Source organism: Sediminicola luteus, from assembly GCF_040566555.1.
GTDB lineage: Bacteria > Bacteroidota > Bacteroidia > Flavobacteriales > Flavobacteriaceae > Sediminicola.
In genome coordinates this window covers 13921-31199 of the sequence record NZ_JBEWYP010000011.1, presented here as the reverse complement: position 1 = coordinate 31199, position 17279 = coordinate 13921, and the positions used below count along the sequence as shown (strand labels likewise).

Sequence of the window (17279 nt, the reverse complement as noted above, 5' to 3'; positions counted from 1 at the left end):
ACCCAATCTTATTGCGTGGTATGGATTGATTTCTCATTTTTGTGGAAAATTAATATTCATGCCGACTATTTCACAAAAAGGGCGTTCCATGCCCGAATCCCCTATCAGAAAATTAGTGCCTTATGCTGAAGATGCTAAAAAAAGAGGCACTAAAGTAATTCACTTGAATATCGGGCAACCGGATATAAAAACTCCTCAAATAGCCTTAGATGCTGTAAAGAACAACACCCTAGAGGTATTGGAATACAGCAGAACAGAAGGTTCTGAAGCCTATCGTGAAAAATTGGCCAACTACTATGCTAAAAACGACATTCACGTTTCGGCAACGGAAATAATCATTACAACAGGTGGATCTGAAGCTTTGGCATTTGTGATGGGCACCATTATGGATACTGATGAAGAAATCATCATTCCTGAGCCTTTCTATGCCAATTATAATGGCTTTGCCACTGCGGCAGGGGTTACGGTAGTACCCGTAGTTTCAAAAATCGAAGATAATTTTGCATTGCCTCCTATAGAGGAATTTGAAAAACTTATTACCCCAAAGACCAAAGCTATTTTAATCTGTAACCCAGGAAATCCTACAGGCTACCTTTATAGTAGGGAAGAGATTGAAAAATTGGCGAAAATTGTCAAAAAACACAATTTGTTCTTGGTGGCCGATGAGGTTTATAGGGAATTTACCTATGAAGGCAAAGAACATTATTCCGTACTACAAGTAGAAGGATTGGAGGACAATGCCATAGTGGTAGACTCGGTATCCAAAAGATATAGTATGTGCGGTGCAAGAATTGGTTGTTTGGTTTCCAAAAACAAGGAAGTTATTAAAACTGCGCTCAAATTTGCCCAGGCCAGGTTATCCCCACCAACCTATGCACAAATAGCCTCCGAAGCAGCATTAGAGACCCCACAGAGCTACTTTGACGATGTAAAGGTTGAATATGTCGCTCGAAGAAACCTCCTAATTTCCGAGTTAGAAAAAATTAAGGGCATCAAAGTTGCCAAACCCCAAGGTGCTTTTTATTGTATTGCGCAGCTTCCTATTGCAGATGCTGACCATTTTGCACAATGGCTATTGGAATCATTCGAACTCAATGGGGAAACGGTAATGGTGGCTCCTGCAGCCGGATTTTATGCCACTGAAGGGTTAGGAAAAAATCAAATCAGAATCGCCTATGTTTTGGATAAGGAAAACATCACAAGGGCCGTTCAAATATTAAAGGCAGCTTTGGAAGTCTATAAGGGATAATGACAATACAAGAGAACATATCCTTAAAACAATACAACACCTTTGGCATAGATGCCAAAGCAAGGTACTTTTGTGAGATCACTTCCTTGGCCGAATTGAGGGAAGCCCTTGAATTGGAAGGCTACCCTGAGAAATTCATCCTAAGCGGTGGCAGCAATATGCTGATCACCAAAGATATCAGTGCTTTGGTGCTGTACATCCACATAAAAGGAATTTTTGTGGAAAAGGAGGATGAAAACCATGTTGTTCTAAAGGTGATGGCCGGAGAGAACTGGCACGAAATGGTACTTTGGACCCTGGACCACAATTATGGTGGCCTTGAAAACTTATCACTGATCCCCGGATTTACAGGAACGGCCCCTATTCAGAATATCGGCGCCTACGGGGTGGAACTAAAAGATTGTTTTGTAAGCTGCCAAGCTATGGATGTGGACACTTTGGAACTGAAAACGTTTTCAAAAGAGGATTGTCAGTTTGGGTATAGGGATTCCTTTTTTAAAAATGAGGGCAAGGGTAAATATATCATCACCTCTGTTAATTTTAGGCTTACAAAAAAAGACCACCAACTGAATACCTCATACGGGGCCATTGAAACTGAAATGGAACAGCAGCAGGTTTTAAACCCTACCATTAAAGACGTTTCCAATGCCGTGGTGGCAATTAGAAAAAGTAAGTTGCCAGATCCTAAGGAATTGGGAAATAGCGGGAGCTTTTTCAAAAATCCGGTGCTGACCAAAAATGAATTTGAACTCTTTATTAAACACAATCCGGAAGCCCATTACTATAAGGTATCAGACCAAGAGTACAAGGTTCCTGCAGGATGGCTTATAGAACAAAGTGGGTTCAAGGGTAAAAGATTTGGTGATGCGGGTGTACATAAAAACCAAGCTTTGGTCTTGGTCAATTACGGAAATGCCAGCGGAAAGGAAATTATAGAATTGGCACAGACGATCCAAAAGAAGGTATGGGACAAGTTTCAAATAGAAATTATACCTGAAGTGAATATTATAAAATAACCCCCGACGATTAAAATCACCGGGGGTCAAACCAAACCAAACTAACCAAACTTAAATGTACAATTACCAGTTGTACACTTATCTTATTAAAAACAGGTTATAAAATCATGTTAGCCATCAATTTTATACCTTAGCGTTCAAATGTATTTACGGTACTTAGGTACCCTTGGATTTTTCAATAGCGTTAAAATTCTCTAAACGCAATTTAATTTATGAGCGTACTTCTAGAAAAACATATTGTTGAATTGTTGCAGGAGCGAAATGAAAAAGCCATTTCCCTTCTCTATGAGCATTATGGGGATACCTTGTTCGGGGTTGCCTATAAGGTGGTCAAAGATCACGACCTTGCCCAAGATATCGTTCAAGAAAGTTTTGTAAAGATTTGGAAAAAGTCGGACTCCTATGATTCTTCCAAAGCCAAGCTTTTCACATGGCTATTTCGTATTACGAGGAATACGGCCATAGACAAATTGAGGAGCGTAAACACAAAAACCGACAAGGAAATCCAAATGGATGTTTCCGACGTATATAGAATAGGCGTAGAAAGCACTAGGCCAGAGTTAATGGATGTTCGAGAACATTTGGACAAGTTGGAATCCAAGTATCAAATTGTGTTAGATGCCCTCTTTTTTCAGGGGATGACGCAACAAGAGGCCAGTGATGAACTGGAGATACCCTTGGGAACCATAAAATCTAGATTAAAAATCGGGCTTCGGGAGTTAAAGAAAATTTACGGCTCTTCTATGGTGCTATTGTCTCTAATAAGTATATGGTCATGAAAGATAAAATAAAAATATTCCTAGATTCCGATCTGTTGGAAAAATACCTAATCGGTTCCACTACCAAGGAAGAGACATTACAGGTAGAAAGATACATAGCCATGCATCCAGAAGTTAGGGAGATGTACCTTGAACTTCAGGAAAATTTAGAGGCCTATGCAAAATTGCACGCTATAAAAACACCGGATGGTCTTAAGGAAAAAATCTTGAGCACCATAAAGGCCCAAAATTCTTTGCGTAAAAGATTTACTAGATATGCCGTGGCCGCCAGTGTGGCCGTATTTATATTTGCTGGCTCCTCTTACTTCTTTTGGGACCAGAACCAAAATCTTATGCAGGAAAACACCATTGTCTCCAATAAGATCAAGACTTTAGAGGAAGATATGAGGGAGCAATTGGAAGATGTCAGGAACCAATTCATTGTTCTGAACAATCCTTTGACCAAAAAATATAACGTAAAAGGGAACAAAAATGCTAGGGACCTTAAGGCCATAGCCTATATCAACCCTGTTAAAAAACTATCCTATCTCAACCTAAGGAATCTGCCCGAGTTACCAGAGGATAAGTGTTTCCAAATGTGGGCGGAGGTCAATGGCGAAATGGTAAACCTTGGCGTCATAAAGGAAATAACGGACAAAGAAAAATTGCTGGCCCTTCCGTATGCTGAAAATGCTATCGGATATATTACCATTGAACAAAAAGGTGGCAATATGGCCCCTACTGTGGAAAATATAGTGGCCAATATCAATTATTAAAAAGTCCAAATCTTAAAGTAGTTCTAAATACCCTTTTAAAGGCCATTAATTTTATATCTTTGACCAAAATTTAGATATGAAACTATTACTATTGACTATTGGTCTATTAGCTATAGGATTTGCTGGAATAGCGATAAAAATCTGGTCTAAGAAAGACGGAAAATTTGCCGGTACTTGTGCCAGCCAGAGTCCCTTTTTAAACCAGGATGGAGAAGCTTGTGGTTTCTGCGGAAAACTTCCCAGCGAGCAAGATTGCAAAAAAGATACAGTAACGGAACTTCCTTAAAGTACCTTCTGCCGCTTATTAAGAACTCTGTTTGGACAAAACTAAAGACACACTTAAGATTACCATAGAAAAGGCTAAACTGGGAAATCAGATAGCCTTTAGCACGTTATTGGACACCTATTGGAATAATGTATATGGGTTTCAGCTCATAAGGACCAGAAATGAGAATGACGCTGAGGATATTACTATCCAGACATTTTCAAAAGCTTTTGATAAAATTGACACCTACGACGACACCTACGACTTCAATACGTGGTTGATCGCCATTTCCAAGAATTTACATGTAGATCTCATTCGGAAGCGTAAACGAAATATTTTTGAAAATACCGGTGACGGCAGCAATGAGGCCATTAAAAGAGTTTTGGACGATGCCCCGTCTGCAGAAGACCAGCTGATAAGGGAGCAAGACTTGGCTACCCTTTTATATTATATAAAGCAGTTAAAGCCCCATTACCAACAGGTCATTAACCTTAGGTACTTCAATGAGTTGAGTTACGCCGACATAGCAGTGGAACTTAAGGAACCCCTCAATAATGTAAAGGTAAAATTACTCCGTGCCAAAAAACTTCTGGCAGAAGTGATCAAGAACAAAAAATAAGCCCTTCTCCCCTATTTTACTAGGATTCGCATTCATATATATCAAAATTCCTAAAATAACTATGTTTTATCATTTTGGTTCATCTCCCAATATGGAATAATACAAATCCCATTTCGTATCTTTGTAAAAAATTAGAGCATGAGCATTGAAACCGTAGAAAGTGTAAGTCCACCTAAAGGAAAACCAAAATGGCTACGTGTAAAACTTCCTACCGGAAAAAAATATACCCAACTAAGGGGTCTGGTAGATAAATATAATCTCCATACCATTTGTACTTCGGGAAGCTGTCCCAATATGGGCGAATGCTGGGGTGAAGGAACAGCAACCTTTATGATCCTAGGAAACGTCTGTACCCGTTCATGTGGGTTCTGCGGCGTAAAGACCGGAAGACCTGAGGATGTAGATTGGGAAGAACCAGAAAAAGTTGCCCGTTCCATCAAAATTATGGGCATTAAGCATGCTGTAATAACTTCCGTAGATAGGGACGATATCAAAGATATGGGTTCCATTATCTGGGCAGAAACGGTCAAGGCTATCCGAAGAATGAATCCAAATACCACCTTGGAAACCCTAATTCCTGATTTCCAAGGAATAGAAACCCATTTGGACCGTATTATAGCTGTCTCGCCAGAGGTTGTTTCCCATAACATGGAAACGGTCAAAAGACTAACGAGAGAAGTACGAATTCAAGCCAAATACGAAAGAAGTTTGGAAGTTTTGAGGTATTTAAAGGACAATGGTGCCAAAAGGACCAAATCCGGAATAATGCTCGGACTTGGAGAATTGGAAGAAGAGGTAATAGAGACCATGGAAGACCTGAGAAGGGCAAACGTAGATGTGATAACCATTGGCCAATACCTTCAGCCTTCCAAAAAACACTTACCGGTAAAAGAATTTATTCTTCCAGAACAGTTTAAAAAATACGAAGAATTGGGTCTAAAAATGGGCTTTAGACATGTAGAAAGTGGAGCCTTGGTCAGATCTTCCTACAAGGCCCATAAGCACATCGATTAATAAAAACCTACATATATTAAATCCATCCCGCTAATGCGGGATTTTTTTCAAATGAATAAAGTAAATATTGGTATCAATGGTTTTGGTAGAATAGGAAGAACGGTCTGTAGGTTAATGCTAGACAATCCCCACCTAAATGTTGTTGCAATTAATGATTTGGCCGATGCCAGAACCCTGGCCCATTTATTAAAATACGACAGTATCCATGGGGTATCCCAAAATCAAATAGGACACGAAGGGAACCATATCCTAGTGAATGATAAAAAAATAGCTTTACTAAGTCATGAGCATCCCCAGCATATTAATTGGGCAGCTCATAAAGTTGATATTGTCATCGAGGCCACTGGGAAGTTTAAAACCCAAGCGGACCTTCAATTTCATTTGGATAACGGAGCGAAGAAGGTGATCTTATCTGCCCCTCCTGTGGACGACAATATAAAAATGGTTGTCTATGGCGTAAACGAGGGAATTATTACAGAGGATGACCATATCATCTCCAATGCCTCATGCACCACCAACAACGCAGCTCCCATGATCAAGGTCATTGACGACCTTTGTGGGGTAGAACAAGCTTACATAACCACAGTACATTCCTATACTTCCGATCAAAGCCTGCATGACCAACCTCATAGGGATCTAAGAAGATCTAGGGCCGCCTCCCAATCCATAATACCAACTACGACTGGAGCAGCGAAGGCCTTGACCACCATTTTTCCGAATTTAGCCAACGTTATCGGGGGCTGTGGCATACGTGTTCCCGTGCCAAACGGCTCTTTGACTGATATTACTTTGAATGTAAAAAAAGAGACATCCATTCAGGAAATCAATACGGCATTTGAAAAAATTTCCAATGAGGAATTAAAAAATATTATTTTTTACACAGAAGACCCTATAGTTTCTATTGATATAAACAATAGTTCTTATTCTTGTACGTTTGATTCTCAGATGACTTCCGTAATTGGAAAAATGGTTAAAATCATCGGCTGGTATGATAATGAAACGGGATACAGTTGCAGAATTATTGACCTAATTAATTTATTGATCAAGAAAAAGTACGTTTGAGAATTAAATTTAGATATACAAGGAATGTAAAATTCCTATTGATGGTGGTGATCATGTCCACTTTTCATTTTATTTCCGCTCAGGATATTAAGCCTCCTGTGAAGGACATAGATGCGTATTTCTCAGAAGCAAGAAAATTCAAGAACCAAAACAAGATAGATCTTGCCATTAAAGCCATGGCCAAAGCCGCGAATCTGGCTGAGGAAAATGAGGATATAAAGACCATTATCGATAGCTATCACGAAATCTCTTTATTAAATCTCAAGCTGGAACGGGAAGACAATGCACTTTTTTATTATGAACGTGCAGAAATATATCTTCGGGAGATAACATACCCGCACGGTAATGCCACCCACCAGTATATTGAAGCCCTTAATTATTTTAGAAACGGAAAACCTTACCAAGCCTTAGACTTGCTTGAAGAGGCCAGAAGTCTTAGCAATGACAGACATCTTTTAAACCTAATCTCTTTGTTGGAGGCAAACATCTCCCTCAAAATTGAAAAATATAGGGTTGCTTCCAAGAATTTCAATTCTTTGGTAGTCAATAGCGATATTCATGAGAAGGCTTATCTGACCACAAAAGCTTATTTGGGGCTAACAAAATTGAATATAGCCCTGGACAGTTTGGATTCGGCCGCAAAAAATGGAACCAATGCGTTGAACCTTGCTCGGGATAATGATTTCCATCAAGAAATATTGGAAGCCAATGAATTGTTGGGAAAAACCTTTGAGAAATTGGGACAATTCGATTCTGCACTGGTTTACAACAGAAATCTTCTCCAGATCAAAGATTCCTTGATTGCCATTGAAAAAATTAACGCCCAAGTCAAAACTGCCGATCAGTTACGAGGAGAGTTAATGGAGAGCACCATTAAAAAGCAGGATGTTGAAATAAAAGAATTGAATGAATCTTCTAGCCGTTCTGAGATTACGGCCATTTTGACTTCCGCCTTTTTGACCATAATATCACTTTTGGCCGTTTCATTATACAGGAACAATCAGATTAAACTAAAAACAAACGACTTATTACATACTAAAAATAGGGAACTACAAACCGCCAGGGATGCCGCAGTGCAGTCCATGGAGGCCAAGACCAATTTCCTATCAACAGTAAGCCACGAATTGCGGACCCCATTATATGCGGTTACGGGACTCACGCATTTGCTTTTGGAAGAAAATCCAAGCAAAAAACAAGAAGAGCATTTAAAAGCGCTGAAATTTTCTGGGGATTATTTATTGAATTTCATCAATGACATCTTACAAATCAATAAAATTGATGCCGATAAGTTGGAACCTTTAAATGTAAAATTCAGCCTTAAAAAGGTCCTTACAGAAGTCATCAACTCATTACAACAAAGTGCCAAAGCCAATAAGACGGTAATTAATTTGGATTACGATCCGGACATTCCTAGCCATTTACTAAGTGATCCTTTAAAATTATCCCAGATATTCATCAACCTAGTTGGAAATGCCCTTAAATTCACCAAAAAGGGAGAGGTAACGGTTATAACCAAACTTCAGGAACAACATGAGGATGAGGTCACTATTTATTTTGAGGTAAAAGATACAGGAATTGGAATTGCCCCTGAAAAACAAGAAAACATCTTTGATAGTTTTGAACAAGGATCCATACAGATCAATAGGGAATACGGAGGTACAGGGCTTGGTCTTACTATTGTAAAGAGCTTACTTGGACTATTTGATAGTAAGATCAAATTAAAAAGTGAACTTGGGAAAGGTAGCTCCTTCTTTTTTGAGCTAACGCTTAAAACCACTGAGGGCAGTGAAATTGACGACATGAATTTCCAAATGCACGAAAGGGATTACGACCTGACTGGACTGCATATTTTGATTGTGGAGGATAACAAGATCAACCAAGTCATTACCAAAAAGATGCTTCTTAAAAAGGAAGTGACCTGTGATATTGCGAGCAATGGTACGGATGCCATAGAAATGGTGAGAAACAACACCTACGATGCTGTACTAATGGATATTCATATGCCAGGTATTAGTGGAGAGGAAGCGACGATAGAAATAAGGAAATTCAACACCACATTGCCCATCATTGCATTGACAGCTATTTCTTTGGATGACAGTCTGGAAAGTTTCTATGCTGCAGGGGTCAATGATGTGGTGACAAAACCATTTAAGCCAGAAGTTTTTTATCAAAAAATTGGTCAGAATGTCTTTTCTCCAAAAATCAACAATCCAGCATCATAAAGAAGCCAAGGCTTCCTGTAATTGCTTTCGGCCTTCTCCAAGCAACTTGTGCTCTATTTTGATATAATAAAGATTATCAACCTTACCCTTTAGCCTTACAAAATCCTTTTCTGTGGTCAAGATGAGCTCTTTGGAATCAAAAGCGTTTATTTCTCTTTCAGTAAAAAAATGATGGTCCCCAAACTCCAGATGCTCAAAGGCTATTGAGGCTTCTTTCAAATAAGTGACCAATGGAATTGGATTCGCGATACCCGTAACCAATAATACCTTTTTGACTCGTAGATCTTGCAGCTCCAAGGTGCTACCTTCCCCTTGTAAGACGGTATCATAAACCAAACTACTGAACAATACCTGTTGATGTTTTAAGGGTTGTAACTTTTTAATGATTTTTTCTTGCTCGTCCTGCCTTAAATTGGGCGGACATTTGGTCACCATAATAATATCGGCTCTTTGGGCCTCCTTTTTGCTATCCCTTAAATTCCCGGTAGGCAAAAACCAATCATCAACATATAACTGGCCGTGGGCAGTTAGAAGAATGGCAAAGGAAGGTTGCACCTTACGATGTTGAAAAGCATCATCCAACAAGATGAGATCGGGCTTCTCTTGTGCCTCCAAAAGTGAGATTCCGTTTCTCCTATCGGCATCTACAACCATTATGACTTCAGGATATTTACTATATATCTGAAAAGGTTCATCCCCTATTTGCTCAACTGTGGTAGATGGTACTGCCTTTATAAAACCCTTGCTTTTCCTTCCATATCCCCTGCTTAGAACTGCTAGTTTGCGATTTTCCTTTAAAAGTGCAATCAGATATTCTATCATGGGGGTTTTTCCTGTTCCGCCGACACTTAAGTTTCCCACACAAATGGTGGGCGTACTGAAGGAAGTGGATTTAAAAATCCCCTTATCGAACAGTATATTTCTAATATAGACTACCAATCCATAGACCAGGGAAATTGGAAACCCTATTTTTCTGAGTACCTTCATCGGAACGAAAATATAATATTTTATCTTTGAAGGGCTATAAATTTCAAAAATGATCGTAAACGAAGTAACCAGAATACTAGAGGAATTGGCTCCATTGGATTATGCAGAGGATTTTGACAATGTAGGTCTGCTCATCGGAGATAAAAAAATGGAGGTATCAGGTATTTTAGTGACCCTGGACACCTTGGAAAATGTTGTTGATGAGGCCATTGAGAAGAACTGTAATCTCATTGTGAGCTTTCATCCGATCATTTTTAGTGGATTGAAGAAAATTACGGGCAAAAATTATGTGGAAAGGGTTGTCCTCAAATGCATTAAAAATGACATTGCCCTATATAGCATGCATACCGCATTGGACAATGCCCCCATTGGTGTCAACTCCAAGATATGTGAGGTTTTAGGAATACAAAATCCAAAAATCCTTATTCCACAAAAAGGGACCATTAAAAAATTGACCACCTATGTTCCCAAGGACAGTGCCCAAGTACTCAAGGAAGCCCTCTTTGAAGCAGGGGCTGGGAACATTGGGAACTATAGCAATTGTAGCTTTTCCACCAATGGAATAGGGAGCTATATGGCAGGGCCAAATGCCAAACCTACGTTAGGGGAAATTGGAAAGGTCCATTACGAGGAAGAAACACAGATCAGCGTTACCTATTCCAAAGGAGATCAGGGTAAAATTATCAATGCCCTGCTACAGGCACATCCCTACGAGGAGGTCGCCTATGAAATACAGACCCTAGAGAACAAAAACCAGAATATAGGCATTGGAATGGTCGGGACTTTGGAAAAAGCCATGAGCGAAGAAGATTTCATGCACTGGGTGAAAAAACAAATGAATGTCGCCTGTGTGCGCCATTCCAGTTTTTTGGGTAAAAAGATCAAAAAAGTGGCAGTCTTGGGAGGCAGTGGTTCTTTTGCCATTTCCGCTGCCAAAGGGGCAAAAGCAGATATTTTTATTACCGCTGACCTTAAATATCACCAATTTTACGAGGCTGAGAACAAAATTGTACTGGCAGATATTGGACATTTTGAAACAGAGCAGTTTACAAAAAATCTATTAGTTGACCATCTTACAAAAAAAATTCCTAATTTTGCAATCTCTTTAGCGGAGAGCATAACAAATCCCATCAAGTATTTTTAATATATGGCAACAAAAACAGAAGCAACAGCAGAAGAAAAATTAAGAGCATTATATGATTTGCAATTAATTGATTCTAGGGTTGACGAGATACGAAATGTTCGTGGAGAATTACCTTTGGAAGTAGAAGATTTAGAAGATGAGGTGCTTGGCCTTAAGACAAGATTGGATAAGTTAAAAACCGATGTTGAAACCATCAACTATGAGATAACTGCCAAAAAGAACCTTATTGACGAATCTAAAGTTCTGGTAAAGAAATATACCGAACAACAAAAGAACGTAAGGAACAGTAGAGAGTTCAACTCTTTGACAAAAGAAGTGGAATTTCAGGAACTGGAAATTCAATTGGCTGAAAAGAACATCAAGGAATTCAAAGTTCAAATAGAGCAGAAAAAAGAAGTTATTTCCCAAACGAAAGAACGTTTATCAGAAAGAGAAGCTCATCTAAAGCACAAGAAAAGTGAATTGGATGCTATCTTGGCGGAAACTGAAAAGGAAGAAAAGGCATTGATAAAGAAATCTGCTGAATACGAAGAGCAGATTGAAGAGCGCTTGGTTAAAGCCTACAAACGTATTCGACAAAATGTTAAAAACGGACTAGCCGTTGTTCCAATTGAAAGAGGAGCATCAGGAGGTTCTTTCTTTACTATCCCGCCACAAGTGCAGGTAGAAATTGCTTCACGTAAAAAAATCATTACGGATGAGCATAGCGGAAGAATCTTGGTAGATCCTGTTTTAGCAGAAGAAGAACAAGAGAAAATGCAAAAATTGTTCTCTAAATTATAAGAACAATACATAGATATATAAAAAAAGCCAGCTTAATTTAGCTGGCTTTTTTATTGGGTTCAAATTTCATTTATAGCAATTCCAAAATGCGCTGCTCTACCTCTTGGCTATCCCATTTTTCTTCAATCTGTGGCATTTGCATTATCTGTTTCATAATCCCTTCCTGTGCATCCCCTATGGCCAATGCCTCGGCATACGACGCATCTGAAAAGGTTACTCTTGAATAACTTGGAATCCATTTATCGGGATATTTCTCAGAGAAGCGGCGTTCGATCTTTTTCTGTAATAAAAATTTGGGATCTGCCGTTTTACTGCTCATTTCCATAAAGTTACGATAACTCAATTCGGCTATCGCATCTGCATTGGGCTTTCGCATTTCTTGATAGGCCTCGAATGCGGAGCTCCAATCATCGCCACTCTTATCCAACAGCTCACAGAGCACATAAATATCTTCAAATCCGGCATTCATTCCCTGACCATAAAAAGGAACAATGGCATGGGCTGAATCGCCTACTAAAGCTACCTTGTCCCAATATGTCCACGGATAACACTTTATGGTTACCATGGCACTTGTGGGATTGCTGAAAAAATCTTGGGTCAAATTTTCAATATCCTGCATAACATTTGGGAAATATGCCGTAAAGAAGTTTTTAGCATCCTCTTTGGTCTTAATACTTTCAAATGAAACCTCTCCCTCGAAAGGCAAAAATAAGGTACAGGTAAAGCTGCCATCCAAATTTGGCATTGCGATGAACATAAACTTGCCCCTTGGCCATATATGGAAGGAATGCTTGTCTAACTTATGGGTGCCATCAGCATTGGCCGGTATGGTAAGCTCCTTATAACCTACATCTATAAATTCCTGTGTATAATCAAATCTACTACGACGTTGCATTTTATGCCTTACCCTTGAAAAAGCACCATCGCAACCAAAAATAACATCATAGTCATATTCTTCCCATACACCTTTCTCTGTTTCTCCTGTAAATATCTTGGCATTGGGCAGATCTACATCCCACACCTTCTCCTCAAACCGAAACTCAACTCCGGCTTCCTCCGCCAAATCGATCATCCTTCTGTTCAACACCCCTCTGGAGATAGACCAAATGGCCTCTCCGTCCTTGCCGTATTTCTGAAAGTACAATGGCTGACCTACCACGTGCATTGCACGTTTATCCAGAGGAATTGCAATCTTTTTAATCTCATCCTCTATCCCTACGGCCCTCAAGGACTTCCATCCCCTATTGCTCATTGCCAGGTTAATGGAACGACCGGAAAATTGAACATTTCTTATATCAGGCCTACGATCGAATACTGTGATGGAATGCCCTGCCTTTCTTAAATAAAGCGCCAATAAAGAACCTACCAGTCCTGAACCAACTATTGCAATGTTTTTAGGAGTTTTTGCCATGCTTGCCCGCAAGGGGAAATAATGTTAAGTTGTAAAAATACTAAATTTAAAAAACACAACTCTTAGTTATAATGTTATATCAAGTGGATATGGAGGGGAATCATCAATACTTTATATTTTGTTTAATTTTTTATTATATTTGTTAAACAATTACTTTTTTATGATCCATTACTCCAAAGAACAGCTTCAATTATTGAATTCTAGGTTCAGGGCCAATCTCATCAACAGCTGTACCGGATATAAGTCTTCCAATCTTTTGGCAACAAAATCCCAAAAGGGAATAACCAATGTCGCTATTTTCAATTCTGTGGTCCACATTGGCAGCAATCCCCCCATGTTGGGGTTCATTCTCCGACCGCTAACGGTAAAGAGGAACACGTATGATAATTTTAAAGCATCGGGATACTTTACGGTAAACCAAATCCCCAGTGCTATCATTAAAGACGCCCATGAAACATCTGCAAAATATGATGACGATGTTTCGGAGTTCGCCAAAACTCATTTGAATGAGGAATATATCAATGAATTCCAAGCTCCCTTTGTTAAGGAAAGTCATATAAAATTAGGTTGCAGGTATGTCAACGAATATGAAATAAAAGAGAATGGATGTCTTCTAATTGTCGGGGAAGTCATGGATCTCTATGTACCAAAAGACATTGTGCACGAAGACGGATGGGTACAACTGGATAAAGCCGACACAACAGCAATTATTGGTTTGGACGGGTATGCCCTACCTCGTGTCCTGGACCGGTTTTCCTATGCAAAGCCCGATCAAGAATCCCATTCCCTGCTCCATGGCTCATAAAAAACAACATTTGCCCAGTAAAATTTGTAATACCTGCGGACTTCCCTTTACATGGCGCAAAAAGTGGGAAAAGAACTGGGAAGAAGTAAAATATTGCAGTGAGCGTTGCCGCCGTAATAAATAATCAAAATATCTAAGACATAAAGATACATTGCCTCCTATGAACAATTTAGTCTGGTTTAGAAATGATTTGAGAATAGAGGACAATCAATCCTTGTCCAAGGCCTGTGCAGACGATAACAACAAGGTCATTGGCGTATATTGTTTTGATCCCAGACAATTTGACTATGGAACTTTTGGCTTTAAAAAGACCGAAAAATATAGGGCCAATTTCTTACTAGAGTCGGTTATCGATCTCAAAAATAATCTTGAAAAACTCAATATTCCCCTATTCGTTTATCATCAGCGACCAGAAGATATTATCCCTGCCTTGGTGAGCGAATACAAAATAGATGCCCTTTACCTTCAAAAGGAATGGACAGAGGAAGAACGCAACGTCCTAACAGCTGTGACCTCAAAATTGCCCCTATCCATACACTTGGAAGAAAGCTATGACCAATTTCTATTTCATCCGGAGGACATACCTTACGAGAGTTATCAAAATATTCCAGAGGTGTTTACCGCCTTTCGCAAAAAGTGTGAGAAATATTCCCATATAAAGCCCTGCTTGCCTAAACTACAACCTAGGCCGCTTAAAAACTTAGTGGATAATACTACCGTGTTACCAACCCTCGAAGATTTGGGGCTTGAGTCGTTCTCCCTGGACAGGAGGACTGCCTTTCCTTTTAAAGGTGGAGAAACCAAAGCCTTAGAGCGCATTCATACCTATTTTTGGGAAACCAAAAACTTGGCCATCTATAAGAAAACTAGAAATGGACTTGTGGGAGAGGCTTACAGTTCCAAACTTTCTCCTTGGTTGGCCAATGGAAGTATTTCTCCCCGAACTATCTATTGGGAAGTAAAACGTTTTGAGAGGGAAATTCAAAAAAATCAAGATACCTACTGGCTTATCTTTGAGCTCATTTGGCGCGACTATTTTAAATATGTTTCCCTTAAACATGGAAATAAGATTTTCCAAATAGGGGGTCTACTCAACAAGCAATACGAGTGGGGAACAGACGAAAAGTTAAGGTACCAGTGGATTACCGGAAATACCCCATATCCGTTCGTGAATGCCAACATGAAGGAATTGGCACTCACCGGATGGATGAGCAACCGAGGTCGACAAAACGTAGCCAGTTTTTGGTCTAAAGAAATCTGCCAGGATTGGCGAATTGGAGCAGCCTATTTTGAAAGTATGCTGATAGACTACGATGTACATAGCAATTGGGGCAATTGGATGTACAACAGCGGGGTTGGCAACGATCCCAGGGATCGTAAATTTAATATTGGGAGACAAACAGAAATGTATGACCCATCTGGAAAATTTCAAAATTTATGGCTACAGGAAACCTTATTTTAATAGTGCAATTTAAAACAGCAGGATGAAGATATTACGTTTGATCTTAGGAGACCAGTTGAACTTAAAACATTCGTGGTTTAATGATGTGGACTCTAATGTAACCTACTTAATGGCCGAGATGCGACAGGAAACGGATTATGTGACCCACCATATACAAAAAGTAGTCGCCTTTTTCCAGTCCATGCGAGAATTTTCAGAAGATTTAAGGGAAAAAGGACATCATGTATCCTACCTAAATATCAATGACTCTGATAACCCACAAGCATTGGATAAAATAATCCAACAGCAGATTGAGTTAATAAAGGCAGACAAATTTGAATATCAATTGCCAGATGAGTATCGTTTGGATCAACAATTAATAGCTATTTGCGAGGAACTATCTATAGATTCCGAAGCATATGACAGTGAACATTTTTTTACTACCCGTTATGAACTGAAAGATTTTTTTGATGGCAAAAAGCAATTGATCATGGAATCCTTTTACCGAATGATGCGCAAGAAGCATGATATTATGATGGTGAATGGGCAACCTGATGGGGGAAAATGGAACTTTGACCAAAGCAATCGAAAAAAATGGAAAGGAGAACCAAAAATTCCGCATGAAAGAGGTTTTAGAAAAAACGTAACCGCCTTGGTGGATGAAATTAATGCTTCGGGAATAAAAACCATTGGCACTATTACTGTCGACAACTTTAGCTGGCCAACTTCTAGGGCAGATGCCCTATCGGTACTGAACTATTTCTGTAAAAACCTATTGATCCATTTCGGAGATTATCAGGACGCCCTGCATACAGATGAATATTATCTTTTCCATTCTAGGCTTTCCTTTGCCATGAACAGTAAAATGATATCTCCCAAGGAGGTTATTGAAAAGGTGCTGGATCACTACTATGATCATAGCGACCAAATACATATTTCCCAAGTGGAAGGTTTTGTTAGGCAAATTCTAGGGTGGCGGGAATACATGCGTGGTATCTATTGGAAGGAAATGCCCACTTATAAAAAAATGAACGAGTTGGACAATTACAATAAACTACCCGATTTCTTTTGGACAGGAGAAACCAAAATGAATTGTTTACATCACGCCATAAAACAAAGTTTGGAGACCTCCTACGCCCACCATATCCAGCGATTGATGATCACCGGTAATTATGCCCTGCTCACACAGACCCATCCCGATGCAGTTGATGCCTGGTATCTGGGAATTTATATCGATGCCATTGAATGGGTGGAGATTACTAATACCAGAGGTATGAGTCAGTTTGCCGATGGGGGCATCGTAGCTACAAAACCTTATGTCAGCAGTGCTAATTACATCAACAAAATGAGTAATTATTGTTCGGATTGCCAGTATAGCCACACCAAAAAAACAGGGGAAGACGCTTGTCCGTTCAATGCCCTTTATTGGAATTTCTTGGATGAAAAGAAAGAGCATTTTAAGAACAACCAACGTATGGGAATGATGCTGAACCTATTGGGAAAAAAAGACAAAAAGGAATTGGAGCAATTAAAAGAAAGAAGTCGGAAAATTATTGAACATCCAGAAGATTTCTAGTTTATACTTCCCTTTTTTAAATGATTTGATCCAAACGCAAAACCTAAACCGTATATATCCAAAGATGCGTTTTTTCCGCTTAGGCGTCTATATATAGAAAAAGTCCTTCCCAATGATTTGGAAAGGACTTTTCACTTTTTGTGATCTGAAT

17 protein-coding genes are annotated in these 17279 nt (G+C 39.3%); 15 read left to right on the top strand and 2 right to left on the bottom strand.

What is annotated here, in order from left to right; all coding sequences use genetic code 11:
• Positions 1 to 58: 58 nt before the first annotated feature.
• The 9 genes from ABXZ32_RS15095 (at position 59) to ABXZ32_RS15055 (ending at position 8981) form a co-directional block, all read left to right on the top strand.
• Positions 59 to 1249 carry a pyridoxal phosphate-dependent aminotransferase gene (locus tag ABXZ32_RS15095; protein WP_354619521.1) on the top strand — a complete coding sequence of 397 codons (1191 nt, stop codon included), beginning with the start codon at positions 59 to 61 and terminating at the stop codon, positions 1247 to 1249.
• On the top strand, positions 1249 to 2265 hold the full coding sequence (murB, locus tag ABXZ32_RS15090; protein WP_354619520.1) for a UDP-N-acetylmuramate dehydrogenase: 1017 nt from the start codon (positions 1249 to 1251) through the stop codon (positions 2263 to 2265). The genes ABXZ32_RS15095 and murB overlap by 1 nt, the downstream gene beginning before the upstream one ends.
• Before the next feature lie 212 nt (positions 2266 to 2477).
• On the top strand, positions 2478 to 3044 hold the full coding sequence (locus ABXZ32_RS15085) for an RNA polymerase sigma factor (protein ID WP_354619519.1): 567 nt from the start codon (positions 2478 to 2480) through the stop codon (positions 3042 to 3044).
• Positions 3041 to 3799, top strand: coding sequence for an anti-sigma factor (locus tag ABXZ32_RS15080; RefSeq protein ID WP_354619518.1), 759 nt, complete (start codon positions 3041 to 3043; stop codon positions 3797 to 3799). Before ABXZ32_RS15085 ends, ABXZ32_RS15080 begins: the two co-directional genes overlap by 4 nt.
• A gap of 76 nt (positions 3800 to 3875) precedes the next feature.
• Positions 3876 to 4085: a membrane or secreted protein gene (locus ABXZ32_RS15075; protein WP_354619517.1), complete on the top strand. Its 210-nt coding sequence runs from the start codon at positions 3876 to 3878 to the stop codon at positions 4083 to 4085.
• 31 nt (positions 4086 to 4116) lie between these two features.
• The gene (locus tag ABXZ32_RS15070) at positions 4117 to 4683 is read left to right on the top strand and encodes an RNA polymerase sigma factor (RefSeq protein ID WP_354619515.1); all 567 of its coding nucleotides are present in this window, start codon (positions 4117 to 4119) and stop codon (positions 4681 to 4683) included.
• 138 nt (positions 4684 to 4821) lie between these two features.
• The gene (gene lipA / locus ABXZ32_RS15065) at positions 4822 to 5697 is read left to right on the top strand and encodes a lipoyl synthase (protein WP_354619514.1); all 876 of its coding nucleotides are present in this window, start codon (positions 4822 to 4824) and stop codon (positions 5695 to 5697) included.
• Positions 5698 to 5748: 51 nt separating this feature from the next.
• Complete coding sequence (gene gap, locus ABXZ32_RS15060; protein ID WP_354619513.1) at positions 5749 to 6759, top strand: type I glyceraldehyde-3-phosphate dehydrogenase; 1011 nt, start codon at positions 5749 to 5751, stop codon at positions 6757 to 6759.
• Positions 6756 to 8981: a hybrid sensor histidine kinase/response regulator gene (locus ABXZ32_RS15055; RefSeq protein ID WP_354619512.1), complete on the top strand. Its 2226-nt coding sequence runs from the start codon at positions 6756 to 6758 to the stop codon at positions 8979 to 8981. Before gap ends, ABXZ32_RS15055 begins: the two co-directional genes overlap by 4 nt.
• Here ABXZ32_RS15055 and lpxK read toward each other — a convergent pair.
• Positions 8976 to 9968 (bottom strand): tetraacyldisaccharide 4'-kinase, encoded by a 993-nt coding sequence (lpxK, locus tag ABXZ32_RS15050; protein WP_354619511.1) that lies wholly within the window; start codon positions 9966 to 9968, stop codon positions 8976 to 8978. The genes ABXZ32_RS15055 and lpxK overlap by 6 nt on opposite strands.
• 49 nt (positions 9969 to 10017) lie before the next feature.
• Between lpxK and ABXZ32_RS15045 the strand changes: the two genes are divergently transcribed.
• Together ABXZ32_RS15045 and ABXZ32_RS15040 are read left to right on the top strand one after the other, a co-directional pair.
• Complete coding sequence (locus tag ABXZ32_RS15045; RefSeq protein ID WP_354619510.1) at positions 10018 to 11112, top strand: Nif3-like dinuclear metal center hexameric protein; 1095 nt, start codon at positions 10018 to 10020, stop codon at positions 11110 to 11112.
• A gap of 3 nt (positions 11113 to 11115) precedes the next feature.
• Positions 11116 to 11895 (top strand): zinc ribbon domain-containing protein, encoded by a 780-nt coding sequence (locus ABXZ32_RS15040; RefSeq protein ID WP_354619509.1) that lies wholly within the window; start codon positions 11116 to 11118, stop codon positions 11893 to 11895.
• Between the two features lie 70 nt (positions 11896 to 11965).
• Here the strand turns inward: ABXZ32_RS15040 and ABXZ32_RS15035 are convergent, their stop codons facing one another.
• Positions 11966 to 13306, bottom strand: coding sequence for an FAD-dependent oxidoreductase (locus ABXZ32_RS15035; protein ID WP_354619508.1), 1341 nt, complete (start codon positions 13304 to 13306; stop codon positions 11966 to 11968).
• A gap of 160 nt (positions 13307 to 13466) precedes the next feature.
• Here ABXZ32_RS15035 and ABXZ32_RS15030 point away from each other — a divergent pair, with 160 nt between their 5' ends.
• The 4 genes from ABXZ32_RS15030 to ABXZ32_RS15015 are packed head-to-tail and all read left to right on the top strand — an operon-like array spanning position 13467 to position 17128.
• Entirely contained in the window at positions 13467 to 14111 is a 645-nt protein-coding gene (locus ABXZ32_RS15030; protein ID WP_354619507.1) for a flavin reductase family protein, read from the top strand.
• Entirely contained in the window at positions 14101 to 14235 is a 135-nt protein-coding gene (locus ABXZ32_RS15025) for a DUF2256 domain-containing protein (protein ID WP_082591044.1), read from the top strand. The genes ABXZ32_RS15030 and ABXZ32_RS15025 overlap by 11 nt, the downstream gene beginning before the upstream one ends.
• A 36-nt stretch (positions 14236 to 14271) precedes the next feature.
• Entirely contained in the window at positions 14272 to 15573 is a 1302-nt protein-coding gene (locus ABXZ32_RS15020) for a DASH family cryptochrome (RefSeq protein WP_354619506.1), read from the top strand.
• Between the two features lie 22 nt (positions 15574 to 15595).
• Positions 15596 to 17128: a cryptochrome/photolyase family protein gene (locus ABXZ32_RS15015; RefSeq protein WP_354619505.1), complete on the top strand. Its 1533-nt coding sequence runs from the start codon at positions 15596 to 15598 to the stop codon at positions 17126 to 17128.
• The last annotated feature ends 151 nt before the right edge of the window (positions 17129 to 17279 follow it).

Excerpts from the sequence above, each read along its gene's own strand:
- ABXZ32_RS15075 (WP_354619517.1), top strand. The coding sequence starts at position 3,876 with ATGAAACTATTACTATTGACTATTGGTCTATTAGCTATAGGATTTGCT.
- ABXZ32_RS15085 (WP_354619519.1), top strand. The coding sequence starts at position 2,478 with ATGAGCGTACTTCTAGAAAAACATATTGTTGAATTGTTGCAGGAGCGA.
- ABXZ32_RS15025 (WP_082591044.1), top strand. The coding sequence starts at position 14,101 with ATGGCTCATAAAAAACAACATTTGCCCAGTAAAATTTGTAATACCTGC.
- ABXZ32_RS15040 (WP_354619509.1), top strand. The coding sequence starts at position 11,116 with ATGGCAACAAAAACAGAAGCAACAGCAGAAGAAAAATTAAGAGCATTA.
- lpxK (WP_354619511.1), bottom strand. The coding sequence starts at position 9,968 with ATGAAGGTACTCAGAAAAATAGGGTTTCCAATTTCCCTGGTCTATGGA.
- ABXZ32_RS15015 (WP_354619505.1), top strand. The coding sequence starts at position 15,596 with ATGAAGATATTACGTTTGATCTTAGGAGACCAGTTGAACTTAAAACAT.
- ABXZ32_RS15020 (WP_354619506.1), top strand. The coding sequence starts at position 14,272 with ATGAACAATTTAGTCTGGTTTAGAAATGATTTGAGAATAGAGGACAAT.
- murB (WP_354619520.1), top strand. The coding sequence starts at position 1,249 with ATGACAATACAAGAGAACATATCCTTAAAACAATACAACACCTTTGGC.
- ABXZ32_RS15080 (WP_354619518.1), top strand. The coding sequence starts at position 3,041 with ATGAAAGATAAAATAAAAATATTCCTAGATTCCGATCTGTTGGAAAAA.
- ABXZ32_RS15030 (WP_354619507.1), top strand. The coding sequence starts at position 13,467 with ATGATCCATTACTCCAAAGAACAGCTTCAATTATTGAATTCTAGGTTC.
- ABXZ32_RS15095 (WP_354619521.1), top strand. The coding sequence starts at position 59 with ATGCCGACTATTTCACAAAAAGGGCGTTCCATGCCCGAATCCCCTATC.
- gap (WP_354619513.1), top strand. The coding sequence starts at position 5,749 with ATGAATAAAGTAAATATTGGTATCAATGGTTTTGGTAGAATAGGAAGA.
- ABXZ32_RS15035 (WP_354619508.1), bottom strand. The coding sequence starts at position 13,306 with ATGGCAAAAACTCCTAAAAACATTGCAATAGTTGGTTCAGGACTGGTA.
- lipA (WP_354619514.1), top strand. The coding sequence starts at position 4,822 with ATGAGCATTGAAACCGTAGAAAGTGTAAGTCCACCTAAAGGAAAACCA.
- ABXZ32_RS15045 (WP_354619510.1), top strand. The coding sequence starts at position 10,018 with ATGATCGTAAACGAAGTAACCAGAATACTAGAGGAATTGGCTCCATTG.